General features: G+C 69.9%; 12 protein-coding genes and 1 pseudogene. 8 read left to right on the top strand and 5 right to left on the bottom strand.

Translation table 11 applies throughout. The features are described 5' to 3' along the window. Positions 1-31 precede the first annotated feature (31 nt). The 5 genes from OEY_RS0112950 to OEY_RS0112930 all read left to right on the top strand — a co-directional run bounded on the left by OEY_RS0112950 (position 32) and on the right by OEY_RS0112930 (position 5,576). Positions 32-1,345, top strand: coding sequence for a PucR family transcriptional regulator (locus OEY_RS0112950; protein WP_225222858.1), 1,314 nt, complete (start codon positions 32-34; stop codon positions 1,343-1,345). A 128-nt stretch (positions 1,346-1,473) separates the two neighbouring features. After that, on the top strand, positions 1,474-2,391 hold the full coding sequence (locus OEY_RS0112945) for an ACP S-malonyltransferase (RefSeq protein WP_017680341.1): 918 nt from the start codon (positions 1,474-1,476) through the stop codon (positions 2,389-2,391). A gap of 117 nt (positions 2,392-2,508) precedes the next feature. Beyond that, complete coding sequence (acpM, locus tag OEY_RS0112940; RefSeq protein WP_003937073.1) at positions 2,509-2,787, top strand: meromycolate extension acyl carrier protein AcpM; 279 nt, start codon at positions 2,509-2,511, stop codon at positions 2,785-2,787. A gap of 8 nt (positions 2,788-2,795) precedes the next feature. After that, positions 2,796-4,043 carry a KasA/KasB family beta-ketoacyl-ACP synthase gene (locus tag OEY_RS0112935; protein ID WP_010594288.1) on the top strand — a complete coding sequence of 416 codons (1,248 nt, stop codon included), beginning with the start codon at positions 2,796-2,798 and terminating at the stop codon, positions 4,041-4,043. Between the two features lie 99 nt (positions 4,044-4,142). Further along, positions 4,143-5,576 (top strand): acyl-CoA carboxylase subunit beta, encoded by a 1,434-nt coding sequence (locus OEY_RS0112930; RefSeq protein WP_010594287.1) that lies wholly within the window; start codon positions 4,143-4,145, stop codon positions 5,574-5,576. A gap of 70 nt (positions 5,577-5,646) precedes the next feature. On the opposite strand, the gene OEY_RS0112925 is transcribed toward OEY_RS0112930, so the two are convergent. The 3 genes from OEY_RS0112925 to OEY_RS0112915 form a co-directional block, all read right to left on the bottom strand. After that, a complete protein-coding gene (locus tag OEY_RS0112925; RefSeq protein ID WP_003937070.1) occupies positions 5,647-6,156 on the bottom strand; it encodes a DUF3145 domain-containing protein in 510 nt (169 codons plus the stop codon). A 103-nt stretch (positions 6,157-6,259) separates the two neighbouring features. After that, complete coding sequence (locus OEY_RS0112920) at positions 6,260-7,090, bottom strand: serine hydrolase domain-containing protein (RefSeq protein ID WP_010594286.1); 831 nt, start codon at positions 7,088-7,090, stop codon at positions 6,260-6,262. Positions 7,091-7,127: 37 nt separating this feature from the next. Then, complete coding sequence (locus OEY_RS0112915; protein ID WP_010594285.1) at positions 7,128-8,255, bottom strand: NDMA-dependent alcohol dehydrogenase; 1,128 nt, start codon at positions 8,253-8,255, stop codon at positions 7,128-7,130. A 255-nt stretch (positions 8,256-8,510) separates the two neighbouring features. On the opposite strand from OEY_RS0112915, the gene OEY_RS0112910 reads away from it, so the two are divergent. Both OEY_RS0112910 and OEY_RS0112905 read left to right on the top strand, forming a co-directional pair. Beyond that, positions 8,511-8,714 (top strand): hypothetical protein, encoded by a 204-nt coding sequence (locus OEY_RS0112910; RefSeq protein ID WP_010594284.1) that lies wholly within the window; start codon positions 8,511-8,513, stop codon positions 8,712-8,714. A gap of 275 nt (positions 8,715-8,989) precedes the next feature. Beyond that, on the top strand, positions 8,990-10,594 hold the full coding sequence (locus OEY_RS0112905; RefSeq protein ID WP_010594283.1) for an MBL fold metallo-hydrolase: 1,605 nt from the start codon (positions 8,990-8,992) through the stop codon (positions 10,592-10,594). Between the two features lie 226 nt (positions 10,595-10,820). Here OEY_RS0112905 and OEY_RS0112900 read toward each other — a convergent pair whose 3' ends face one another. Then, the gene (locus tag OEY_RS0112900; RefSeq protein ID WP_029540024.1) at positions 10,821-11,660 is read right to left on the bottom strand and encodes a class I SAM-dependent methyltransferase; all 840 of its coding nucleotides are present in this window, start codon (positions 11,658-11,660) and stop codon (positions 10,821-10,823) included. 190 nt (positions 11,661-11,850) lie between these two features. Here OEY_RS0112900 and OEY_RS0112895 point away from each other — a divergent pair, with 190 nt between their 5' ends. Continuing rightward, positions 11,851-12,486, top strand: coding sequence for a sigma-70 family RNA polymerase sigma factor (locus OEY_RS0112895; protein ID WP_010594281.1), 636 nt, complete (start codon positions 11,851-11,853; stop codon positions 12,484-12,486). Positions 12,487-12,556: 70 nt separating this feature from the next. On the opposite strand, the pseudogene OEY_RS0112890 reads toward OEY_RS0112895, so the two are convergent. Then, a pseudogene (locus OEY_RS0112890) lies at positions 12,557-12,819 on the bottom strand (ArsI/CadI family heavy metal resistance metalloenzyme); the annotation flags it as partial.

Genomic DNA, 12,819 nt, shown 5'->3' with positions numbered 1-12,819 from the left:
GGGCGGCGGGCCGCGGGCGTAGTTTCGTCCCATGGTCGTAGAACCCGCAGAGCCGCGTCCGAAGCGCGCACCGGGCGTCCCTACGGGGCGTCCGGTGCCGCCGGCGCGGCCGGAGCGAGATCCCCTGCCCGATGCGCTCCTGCGTCGCGTCAAGCAGTTCTCCGGACGGCTGTCCACCGAGGCCGTGCACTCCATGCAGGAACAGTTGCCGTTCTTCGCCGATCTCGACGCGTCGCAGCGGTCCAACGTGCAGCTGATCATCCAGACGGCGGTCGTCGACTTCCTCGAATGGGTGCGCAATCCCGACAGCGACCTGCGGTTCAGCCTGGACGCGTTCCAGGTGATCCCGCAGGACCTGGCGCGGCGGCTGACGTTGCGCCAGACCGTGGACATGGTCCGCGCTGCCATGGAGTTCTTCGAGCAGTGGCTGCCGGCCCTGGCACGCAACGAGCAGCAACTCGTCGCGCTCACCGAGGCGACGCTGCGCTACGGCCGGGAACTCGGGTTCGCCGCGGCCTCGGTGTACGCGAGCGCCGCGGAGTCCCGCGGCGCGTGGGACACCCGCCTCGAGGCGCTGGTCGTCGACGCGGTGGTCCGTGGCGACACCGGGTCGGACATGCTCTCGCGCGCCGCGACGCTGAACTGGGATGCGACGGCGCCGGCCACCGTGATCATCGGCACTCCCCCGCCGAACGAGGGGGTCTCGGTCGTGACGACCGTGCACTCGATCGCGCAGCAGCACGGCCGGGCGGCGCTGGCGGTGGTGCAGGGCGAGCGGCTCGTGATGGTGGTCAGCGGCGAGCTGCACGGGAGCGTCGAGGCAATGGCGTTCCGGTCCGAGCTGATGCGCAGCTTCTCGGACGATCCGGTGGTGATCGGTCCCACCACGCCCACCCTCGCGTCGGCGCATGCCTCCGCGGTCGAGGCGATGGCCGGGATGGAAGCGGTGGCCGGGTGGCGGGGCGCGCCGCGGCCGGTGCATGCGGCGGAGCTGTTGCCGGAGCGGGCCCTGCTCGGCGACGCGGGAGCGATCGCTGCCCTCGAGGACGATGTGGTGGCTCCGCTCACCGAGGCGGGTGTGGCGCTGGCCGACACCCTCGACGCATACCTCGACTGCGGGGGTGCTGTCGAGACCTGCGCCCGGCAGCTGTTTGTTCATCCAAATACCGTGCGGTACCGACTCAAGCGGATCACAGAAGTCACCGGCCGGGACCCGACGAATCCCCGTGATGCGTACGTGTTGCGGATCGCGGCCACCGTGGGAAGGTTGGCTCGAAGTCATAACGAATTGCGGACTCCAGTCCCACCCGTCTCCCGTTTCACATTGCGCGAACCGGGCGCGTAACAGGGGACGGCACTTCGTCGATGGTGAACGCCGACGTGCAGTTTTGTTGAAACCCTACAAAACTGCACCCGAGAGTTCATCCCTACCGACATCTCGCAGGACTGTCTCCAGGGTGTTCCCTGATCATCGTGATTTCGCTGCTCGCCCCCGGTCAGGGGTCCCAGAAACCCGGCATGCTCGCCTCCTGGTTGGAGCAGGCCGGCGCCCGCGATCGCGTCCAGCTGTGGTCGAAGGCCTCGGGCCTCGACCTCGAACGCCTCGGCACCACCGCGACGGCCGCGGAGATCACCGACACCGCCGTGACCCAGCCGCTGGTCGTCGCGACGGCACTGCTCGCCTACGAGGAGCTCGAGTCCCGCGGCCTCGTCCCGGACGACACGATCGTCGCCGGGCATTCGGTCGGTGAGCTCGCCGCCGCGGCCATCGCCGGCGTCATCAGCGCGGACGAGGCGGTCATGCTCGCTGCCGTCCGCGGCGCCGAGATGGCCCGGGCGTGCGCGCTCGAGCCGACCGGCATGTCGGCCGTGCTCGGCGGCCGGGAGGACGAGGTGCTCGCCCGGCTGGCCGAGCTGGGCCTGACGCCGGCGAACGTGAACGCCGCCGGCCAGATCGTCGCCGCCGGCCGCCTCACGGCGCTCGAGGAGCTCGCGGCGAACGCTCCGGAGAAGGCCCGGATCCGGCCCCTTCCGGTCGCCGGGGCCTTCCACACCGCATTCATGGCCCCGGCCCAGGAAGCCGTCGCCGAGGCCGCGGCGAAGATCGTGCCCAGCGATCCGACCCGCACGTTGCTGTCCAACTCCGACGGGGCGCCGGTCGCCTCGGGAGCGGACGCACTGACCAAGCTTGCCGCACAGGTCACCCGACCGGTGCGCTGGGACCTGTGCACCGCGACCCTGCGTGCGGCCGAGGTCTCGGCGGTCGTGGAGCTTCCCCCGGCCGGCACCCTGGTCGGCATCGCCAAGCGTGAGATGCGCGGCACGCCGACCACGGCACTCCAGACCCCTGAGGAGATCTCAGCGCTGGCCGAATCGATCAGAGTCGGTTAGTTTGCTGCGCGCGCGTCGCGCAGCACGGGACCTGCCCTCGACGGGCACCCGGAATCCGGGCGGAACCCTCCACCCGGTCCGATCACAGCAAGACGAAACGAAGAAGGGAGCCACGACGTGGCCGCCACCCAGGAAGAAATCATCGCCGGTCTCGCGGAGATCATCGAAGAGGTCACCGGCATCGAGCCCTCCGAGGTGACCGTCGAGAAGTCGTTCGTCGACGATCTCGACATCGACTCCCTGTCCATGGTGGAGATCGCCGTGCAGACCGAGGACAAGTACGGCGTGAAGATCCCCGACGAGGATCTCGCGAGCCTGCGCACCGTCGGTGACGCCGTCGCGTACATCCAGAAGCTCGAGGCCGAGGGCGTCCAGGCCACGAACGACAACGAGTGAGCTCAACCGTGACTTCCGCCTCTCCCCGCACAGGGACATTTCCCAACGTCGTCGTCACCAGCCTCGCGGCCACGACATCGATCGCAGGTGACGTGGATGCCACGTGGAAGGGCCTGCTCGCCGGTGAGAGCGGGATCGACACGCTGACCGGATTCGTCGACGAGTTCGACCTGCCGGTTCGCATCGGCGGCAAGCTCACGACGAGCCCCGACGAAACCCTCTCACGCGTCGAGATCCGCCGGATGAGCTTCGTCGAGCGGCTCGCGCTCCACCTCGGCCGCACCGTGTGGGCGAATGCCGGCAGCCCGGAGGTCGACCGCGAACGCCTCGGCGTCGTCGTCGGCACCGGTCTCGGTGGTGGCGAAGCGCTCATCGACGCGGTCGACAAGCTGCGCGGCGGCGGCTACCGCAAGGTGTCCCCGTTCGCCGTGCAGATGGTCATGCCGAACGGCCCGTCGGCGACCGTGGGTCTCGAGCTCGGCGCGAAGGCCGGCGTGATGACGCCGGTGTCCGCCTGCTCGTCCGGCAACGAGGCCATCGCCCACGCCTACCGGATGATCGCGATGGGCGATGCCGACATCGTCGTCGCCGGTGGTGTCGAGGGCCAGCTCGACGCGGTTGCCACCGCCAGCTTCGCCATGATGCGGGCACTGAGCACCCGCAACGAGGATCCGCGTGGGGCGTCGCGCCCGTTCGACAAGGACCGCGACGGTTTCGTCTTCGGCGAGGCCGGCGCGCTGATGGTGCTCGAGACCGAGGAACACGCCAAGGCTCGCGGCGCCACCATCCACGCCCGTCTGCTCGGCGCCGGCATCACCTCGGACGGATTCCACATCGTGGCCCCCGATCCCGAGGGGACCGGCGCGGCACGCGCCATGACGAAGGCCCTCCACGGCGCCGGCCTGACGCCGTCCGACATCGGCTTCGTCAACGCGCATGCCACCGCCACGCCCATCGGCGACATCGCCGAGGCGAAGGCGATCAATGCCGCGGTGGGCAACCACGCCGCGGTGTACGCACCGAAGGGTGCCCTCGGGCATTCGATCGGTGCGGTCGGTGCGCTGGAAGCGGTCCTGACGGTCCTGAGCCTGCGGGACGGGGTCATCCCGCCCACGCTCAATGTGGACAACCAGGATCCAGAGATCGATCTCGACGTCGTGAAGGGCGAAGCCCGGTACGGCCAGATCGATTTCGCGCTGAACAACTCGTTCGGTTTCGGTGGGCACAACGTTGCGCTCGCGTTCGGCCGGGCCTGACCCGACCGGACTTCGCTCGCCGTCGGGGTGGGGATCTCGTCACGAGATCCCCACCCCCGGCGCCCATCCCCCGCTCTTGCCTTGCCCGAGGAGAACGCGATGACCGTCCTGGAACCTGCTCAGACGCGCGACGCTGCCGTCGATCCCCGCGATCCGCTCCGGCGGCTCGAGCGACTGTTCGACGCGGGCACCCTGAGCCTGCTGCACCCCCGGGACAAGTCCGGCATGCTCGCCGCGATCGGTTCCATCGACGGCGTCCGGACCGTCGCGTACTGCTCCGACGCCACCGTGATGGGTGGCGCCATGGGCGTGGACGGCTGCAAGCACATCGTCGACGCCATCGACACCGCCCTCGAGCAGGACATCCCGATCGTGGGGCTGTGGCATTCGGGCGGTGCCCGGCTCGCAGAGGGCGTCGACTCCCTGCACGCGGTCGGCTTGATCTTCGAGGCAATGGTCCGCGCTTCCGGGCGGATCCCCCAGATCTCCGTCGTCCTCGGGTTCGCGGCGGGTGGCGCCGCCTACGGACCGGCACTCACCGACATCGTCATCATGGCGCCCGAGGCCCGCATCTTCGTCACCGGTCCCGACGTGGTGCGCAGCGTCACCGGTGAGCAGGTCGACATGGAATCGCTCGGCGGTCCGGATACCCACACCAAGAAGTCGGGCGTTGCGCACATCGCCGCCCACGACGAGGACGACGCCCTGCACCGGGCCCGTCGCCTCGTGTCGATGCTTGCCGAACAAGGCGAGTTCGACCTCGACGCCGCCCGTCGCGGCGACACCGACTTGCGGGCGCTGCTGCCCGAATCCCCGCGCCGCGCCTACGATGTCCGCCCGATCGTGCACGAGCTGCTCGACAACGTCGAGGGCGAGTCCAGCTTCGAGGAACTGCAGGCCGGCTGGGCGCGCAGCGTCGTCACCGGTTTCGGTCGTCTCGGCGGCCGCACCGTCGGCGTCATCGCGAACAACCCCTTGCGTCTCGGTGGCTGCCTGGATTCCGTCAGCGCCGAGAAGTCCGCGCGCTTCGTGCGCCTGTGCAATGCGTTCGGGGTCCCTCTCGTCGTCGTCGTCGACGTGCCCGGCTACCTGCCCGGCGTGAGCCAGGAGTGGGAGGGTGTCGTCCGTCGCGGAGCGAAGCTGCTGCATGCCTTCGCCGAGTCCGAGGTGCCCCGCGTGACGCTGGTGACCCGGAAGATCTACGGCGGCGCCTACATCGCGATGAACTCCCGGGCCCTGGGTGCGACCGCCGTGTTCGCCTGGCCCGACGCCGAGGTCGCCGTGATGGGCGCCAAGGCGGCGGTGGGGATCCTGCACAAGCGGGCCCTGGCCGCGGCACCGGAAGAGGAACGCGAGGCGCTGCACGACCGTCTCGCCGCCGAGCACGAAGCCATCGCCGGCGGCGTCGGCCGGGCGATGTCGATCGGTGTCGTCGACGAACTCATCGATCCGGCGACGACCCGCAGCACGCTCGCCCAGGCGCTGGCGTCGGCTCCGGCGCGTCGCGGCCGGCACAAGAACATCCCGCTGTAGGCGGCTGCGCCGCCGGTGCGTCTTTTGGGTTGCCCCAGCAGCCCAAAAGACGCACGGGCCGCGTAGCGGCCTATCCCACGTTCCGGCGCAGCCAGGTCACCTCGGCGCCCTCGCCGCCGCTGCGGTAGGGCTCGAGGGCCTCGTCCCAGGCCGTGCCCAACACCCGGTTCAGCTCCTCGACGATGTTGCTGCCACCGGCGAGCAGTGACCGCAGCCGCATCTCGCCGACCACGACGTCGCCGTTCGCGCTCGTGTTGCCCCGCCACAGTCCCAGTCCGGGCACGTGACTGTAGCGCTCGCCGTCGACGCCGTCGCTGGGGTCCTCGGTGATCTCGAAGCGGATCATCGGCCACACCCGGAGGGCGTCGACGAGGCGTGCGGCGGTCCCCACCGGACCCGCCCAGTTCACAGTGGTGCGCAGTTGTCCGACGTCGACCGGTTGACCGATCCAGGTGAGATCCGGACGGCAATCGAGGGTGGCGGCCAGTGCCCATTCGATATGCGGGCAGACCGCAGCAGGCGACGAGTGGATGTAGACCACCCCGGTCGTCGCATCCGCGAACTGGTTCGACGCACGCACTACACACCTCCACTTCGACGAGGGACGTCTTCCCCAACGGCCTGACATCGAAGCGGTCGCGCATGGCGACAGAGGACAGTCTGCCCGTGTTACTCCTGTTTCGCTAGGGAACGGATGAGGAATTTGAGAATTCGGTGAGGACGTCGTCCGCGAGGGCGGGCCACAGTGGTTTCGCCCACTCGCCGAATGCCCTGTCCGTCAGCACGACACACGCGATCCCCGCGCGGGGATCGACCCACAGGAATGTACCGGACTGACCGAAGTGCCCGTACGTTTCGGGTGAATTGGCCGCACCGGTCCAGTGGGGGTCCTTCCGGCCGCGGATCTCGACACCGAGCCCCCAGTCGTTGGGCTTGTGCATCCCGTACCCGGGCACGATCCCGTCGAGTCCGGGGAACTGCACCCGGGTGGCCTCCGCAAGCGTCTGGGTCGACACCAGACGGGGCGCGAGCAGTTCCGCGGCGAAGTGCGTCAGGTCGGTGAGCGACGACTGCCCACCGTGCCCGGCAGGTCCCGGCAGCGACGACTCCCGCATGCCGAGCGGCTCGAAGACGGCCTGGGTGAGGTATTCGGGGAACGGGATGCCGGTCTCGCCCTCGACGAGCTCCGCGAGAATTTCGAAGCCCGCGCTCGAGTAGATCCGCTTGCGGCCGGGCTCCGCCTGCGACACGCGTTCGTCGAAGGCCAGTCCCGAGGCGTGCGCCAGCAGATGGCGGACGGTCGACCCCGGCGGACCGGCGGGCTGATCGAGTTCGAGCGCGCCCTCCTCCACAGCGACGAGGACCGCGTAGGCGACGAGCGGCTTGGTGACCGATGCGAGACGGTAGAGCCGCAACTGGTCGCCGCGCTCTGCGACGACGCCGCCGGCGCGGGTGAGAACCGCGGCGGCGGCGTGGTCGACAGGCCAGTCGGAGATCGCGTCGAGGCTGTTCACGTACCCAGCCTAGAAGACGGCACCGGTGGCCGCGGAATCACCGATCGGCGTCGGTGTACCGGATGACGCCGCGGATGTTCTTCCCGTCGAGCATGTCCTGGTAGCCGTCGTTGACCTGCTCGAGGGTATACGTGCGGGTGACCATGTCCGCGAGGTTGAGCTGTCCGGCCTTGTACATCGCGAGCAGGTTCGGAATGTCGACCCGCGCATTGCAGCCGCCGAAGATGTTGCCCTGCAGATCCTTCTGCAGCATCGCGAACAGGAACGCGTTCAGCTTCACGTCCATGTCCGTCATGTGCCCCATCGCGGTGACCACGCAGCGGCCGTTCTTCGCGGTCAGCTGCAAGGCCTCCTCGACGTACTCGCCGCGCATCTCGCCCACGGTGATGATCGTCTTGTCCGCCATGCGTCCCCACGTGGTCTCCATGATCGGCATGAGCGCCTCGGCCATCGACGGGTAGGCGTGCGTCGCGCCGAACTTCAGGGCCTGCTCCCGCTTCCACGGCACGGGGTCGATCGCGAAGATCTGTCGCGCTCCGGACGCGACGGCGCCCTGCAGGGCGCTCATCCCCACGCCCCCCACGCCGATCACGGCGACAGCCTCCCCGGGCTTGACGTCGGCGACGTGGGTGGCCGAGCCCCAGCCGGTGGGCACGCCGCAGCCGACGAGGGCGGCCAGCTCGAACGGGACGTCCTTGTCGATCTTGACGACCTGTGTCTGGTTGACCGTCATGTACGGCGAGAAGGTGCCGAGCAGGCACATCGGGATCACGTGCTGTCCGCGCGCCTGGATCCGGTAGGTGCCGTCGGAGATCGCCATCCCGCTGAGCAGGCCCGCGCCGAGATCGCACAGGTTCGAGTGACCGGTGGCGCACGACGGGCAGCGACCGCATGCCGGAATGAAGGACAGGACGACGTGATCGCCGACCTCCAGGCCGACGACGCCGTCGCCGACCTTCGTGATGACGCCGGACCCCTCGTGGCCGCCCATCACCGGGAAGGACGGCATGGGCGTCGCTCCCGTGACGATGTGGTGGTCCGAGTGGCACATCCCCGCCGCCTCCATGCGGATCTGCACCTCGCCCGCGACCGGGTCACCGATCTCGATTTCCTCCACCGACCACGGCTCGTTGAGACCCCACAGGATCGCGCCCTTGGTCTTCATCTGCATCGCCCTCCGTCACAGTGCGTGTGTACGCATGTGACCATAGCCACAAGACGGCGAAATTGGAACAGGTTCTATCACCGGCGGTCGGCCCGGCCGCAAGCCGGACCGCACCCCCGCCGCACCCGCCGGGCCGGCGGCGCCGGCACGGTGAAACCGGACCGATCACGCGAACGGGACGTCGACTAGGGTGAATCCCAGGGTGAAGATCGAAAACCGCGTAACCCTTCCCCGGGCAGCGGCGGTGTAGACGGCATGAACGTGATCGCCTCGCTGCTCGTCGCGTGGGTCGCCGTCGCTGCGGTGGTGGCCACGATCGTCGGGGCAGCGATCGCCCTCAGAGCCGAGCATCGGTCCCCGCGGCCCGGTCCGATGCAGCCGAAGGGACCACGACGGCGCCCGCACGGTGCGGCCCGCGCCGAGCGGCCGCGCACCGTGTGCGCGGAGCTGCGGGACTGACGCGGCGCCCGGCCCGTCCGGGCCGGGCGCCGGTCCGAGGTGGCGCCGAACGTCGGGGTGCTCGACGCCACCACGATGTCCATCGGGCAGGCGCCGGCGCGTGTGACAGCAGGCGAGGGTGAGACCCGGGGTGATATCCACGGCCGGCGGGTGCGGTCCCGTCGGCGCACTCCGATACGCGACATGCCCAACCGGGTCCGACCGACCCGAGGTTCGGATAGCTTGACTGTGGTACCCGCAATTTCGGCCGCGATTCCATGTCGTAGGAGCTGCGTGTGGCGCACGACCCGACTCTCGTCTTCCACGGCGCCGCGCAGACGGTCACCGGCTCGTGCACGGAGATCGCGCTGGACTCGACGCGGATTCTGGTGGACTGCGGCCTGTTCCAGGGCTCACGCACTCTCGAAGAGCTGAACTACGGTGACTTCGCGTTCGCACCGGACGAGATCGACGCCGTCGTCCTCACCCATGCCCACATCGATCATTGCGGTCTGCTGCCCAAGCTGGTGGCCCAGGGTTTCGAGGGGCCGATCTTCTGCACCGGCCCGACCACCGACCTGCTGGAATTCATGCTCGCCGACGCCGGGCGCATCCAGGAGTTCGAAGCCGAGCGGCGGAATCGGCGACGCGACCGCACGCGCGGAAGGAGGTTCGCCCCGCTGTACACGGAGGCAGACGCCCTTGCCGCCTGGGGGCAGGCCCGTCCTGTGGCGCTCGAAGAGTGGTTCGAGCCCGCTGCAGGCTTTCGCGCACGGCTGTGGAACGCGGGGCACATACTGGGGGCCGCGTCGGCGGAGATCGACGCGGAGGGTGTGCGCCTGCTCTTCTCCGGCGACCTCGGTCCCGCCCAGAAGGCGTTCCACCCCGACCCGACCGGCCCCTCGGGGCCGGACCATCTCGTCTGCGAATCCACCTACGGAAACCGGACCCGCGTGCGGATGACGATCGAGCAACGGCGTGACCTGCTCGAAGAGGAGATCGACCGTGCGCTCGGGCACGGCGGCAACCTCGTCGTCCCCGCCTTCGCGCTGGAACGGACGCAGGAACTGCTGCTCGACATCGCACACCTCGTCGACGAGAACCGCATCCCCGCGGTGCCGGTGTTCGTCGACTCACCGCTCGCCAACCGGGCGACCGCGGTGTTCGCCGCGCACGCGAGCGAACTCGAGGATCTCGAGGGGAAGAACATCTTCCACCATCCGGCGATCCACTACATCGACGACGCCTCCACGTCCAAGCGGATCAACGACGTCTCGGGAGCGATCATCATCGCGGCCTCGGGAATGTGCGAGGCGGGGCGCATCCGTCACCACCTGAAGCACAATCTGCACCGCCGGGATTCGACGATTCTGTTCGTCGGCTTCCAGGCGCAGGGTTCGCTCGGCCGCGTGATTCTCGACGGTGCGAAGCGTGTCCGCATCTCCGGTCAGGACATCGACGTGCGGGCGCAGATCCGGCGGATCGACAGCTATTCCGCACACGCGGATCAGGCCGAACTCCTGGACTGGATCACGGCACGCGGTCCCGTGGCAGGCAGCCTGTTCCTCACCCACGGCGAGCCGGAGGCCGTGGCGGCGCTGGCCGAACTGGTGCACGAGCTCGATCCTTCGCTGTCGATCGTCACCCCGGAGATCGGCGAGAGCTACCAGGTGGCGCCCGGCGCCCCCGCGTCACGGGTTCGACCCGCTCGCGCGGACGTCGCGCGCCTGAGCGGGCGCGATTGGCAGAACGACTACGCCGAACTGGCAGTGAGCCTCAAGCAGCAGCTCGGACGCATCGCGGATGCGGAGTCGCGCCGGAAGGCCGTCACCGAGATCCGCGAGATCCTCGACAGCTACGCGGATGTCCACCCCTCGCACGGCACGCGGAAGCGCCGCTGAGCCGGTCCGCACCCCCTCGAGGCGCCCGAATCGCCTGGTTCGGGACCTTCTACCCTGCCCGACCGGGCCGTTCTCCTTCACATCCGCTCGCAGGCCGCCTACGCTCGAATCCGGCCACGCCCCCCTGCACAGTGGCCCTGCCCCGCCGGCGACGACGCGCGAAGCCGGCGGGGCCTCGCATCCTCCCCCTTCGGCAGCACTGCAGCGCCCGCACCTACCGGGGCGGCTACCTCTTGCGGGCGGTGAGCAGCAGGTACTCGGCGTCGTACGCGGTCCGGCCGGGCTCTCCGGCTCGATTCCAGTCCGTGAGGAACTGCAGAAAGCTCCGGTCGAGCTCCGCGGTCCGGTCCGGGTCGGCGGCGTTGAACCGGTACACCGCGATCACCGGACCGTAGTTGCGCTTCCAGTACTCGCGGAACTCGGCCGGCTCCGGGCTGTGGTCCATCACCACGCTTCGGCGATCCATGCTCAGGTCGCTGATCCGATCGCCGAACAACTCGCGGACGTGCCGCTCGTCGCCCCACATCGGGGGCGGCGACGCGCCTTGCGGGGGCGGCGGCGCATACGGGGCCATGAGCCGGAACAGCTGACCGATGAAGCCCTCCGGTGTCCAGTTGATCATCCCGATCGTCCCACCCGGCCGGCACACCCGCAGCAGTTCGTCGGCGACGGCCCGGTGGTGTGGTGCGAACATCGCGCCCACGCTGGAGAGCACGACGTCGAAGCCGGCGTCGGGGAACGGCAGGGCCTCCGCGTCCGCCTCCACCCACTCGAGGTCCACGCCCCGCTCCGCCGCGGCGCTGCGGCCCGCGACGAACAACTCCGGCGTCAGATCGGCGGCGGTGACGATCGCGCCCCGTTCGGCGGCCGGGATGGCAGCGTTGCCGGATCCGGCGCCCACGTCGAGGACCCGCAGGCCCGCCACCACCCCGGCCGCGGCGACGAGCGTCGGCCCGAACGTCGGGATCAGGTCGGCCGCGACCGCCGGATAGTTCCCGGCCGCCCACAACGCCCGGTGCCTGGCCTTCAGCGCCCGGTCGCCGTCACGTTCCACGATGCCGGTCATGATCACTCCTTCGTCCGATGCTGCGGGATCGTGTGTCCCGCACTGGCACCGAGACAGACGTCGCCGCCGCCGCAGGGACGCAATCCCGGCGGAGCGTGCAGGCACCGACGTGGGAGTGCGTCCTTTCCCCGGTACCGTCGTCTGTGGAGGGACACCGCCCGTACAGCGCCCCTTCCCGGAGGACCACACCATGACCACGGCATCCACCCTGACCACGGCATCCACCAGGTCCGCGACGGACGCGGACGCCCTGACCACCGAAGCCGTCTGGCGCGAGTTCGGAGCGCAGCTCCGCGTCTTCGTGCAGCGGCGGATCGCCGATCCGGACCGCGCCGACGACGTGCTCGGCGAAATCCTGCTGCGCGTCCACAGGAACCTCGGCCGGGTCGAGGACCGCGAGCACCTGATCCGGTGGGTGTACCGGATCGCCCGCAGCGCGATCATCGACGACTACCGACGGGCCGCCCGGGATCGGGACCGGCTCGCACCGCTCACCGGCGACGCGCCCGACCCGGCCGGACCGGACGGGGACGACGCGGCGACCGCCCAGCGGGAGCTGGCCGCCTGCCTGCGCCCGCTGCTCGACGGGCTCTCCCCCGAGCAGCGCCGAGCCGTCGAGCTGACCGACCTGGAAGGTCTGACGCAGGCCCGCGCCGCCGCCGTCGAAGGGGTGTCGCTGTCGGGAATGAAGTCCCGGGTCCAGCGGGGCCGGCGGAAGCTGGCCGAACTGCTCGGACGGTGCTGCGCCCTGACCCTCGATGCGCACGGGATGCCCGTGGACTACACCACCCCGACCGACTGCCGCTGCGCCGGCGACCCCCGCTGATCCAGGGGTGCTGATCCTGCGGTGCGCGCCGGTGTGCCGTCGCCGGACGGCACACCGGGGCGAGTTCCGATCAGCCGCAGCAGGCCCCCGCTGTCGGGCTGTCCTCGCTCGCGCAGGCGACCGCACACGCCGAACCCGTCAGCCCGTCCGGGTTGGCGGGATCGTCGTCGGTCACGGCGTAGTACTCCCACCATCCGTTGGGCACGTCGGGCGCGTCGACGAAAACCTTGTCCTGCACGGCATGGCAGCACAGATCCTGCTCGGCGATCGTGGCGGTCAGTCCGGCAGCACGGAACCGAGCCAGCGCTCCGGACACCTCGTCGGGGCCGTCCG

The organism is Rhodococcus sp. P14 (genome assembly GCF_000256505.1).
GTDB lineage: Bacteria > Actinomycetota > Actinomycetes > Mycobacteriales > Mycobacteriaceae > Rhodococcus > Rhodococcus ruber.
Note: the sequence above shows the minus strand (reverse complement) of the source record. Positions and strands in the feature narration are given on the sequence as shown.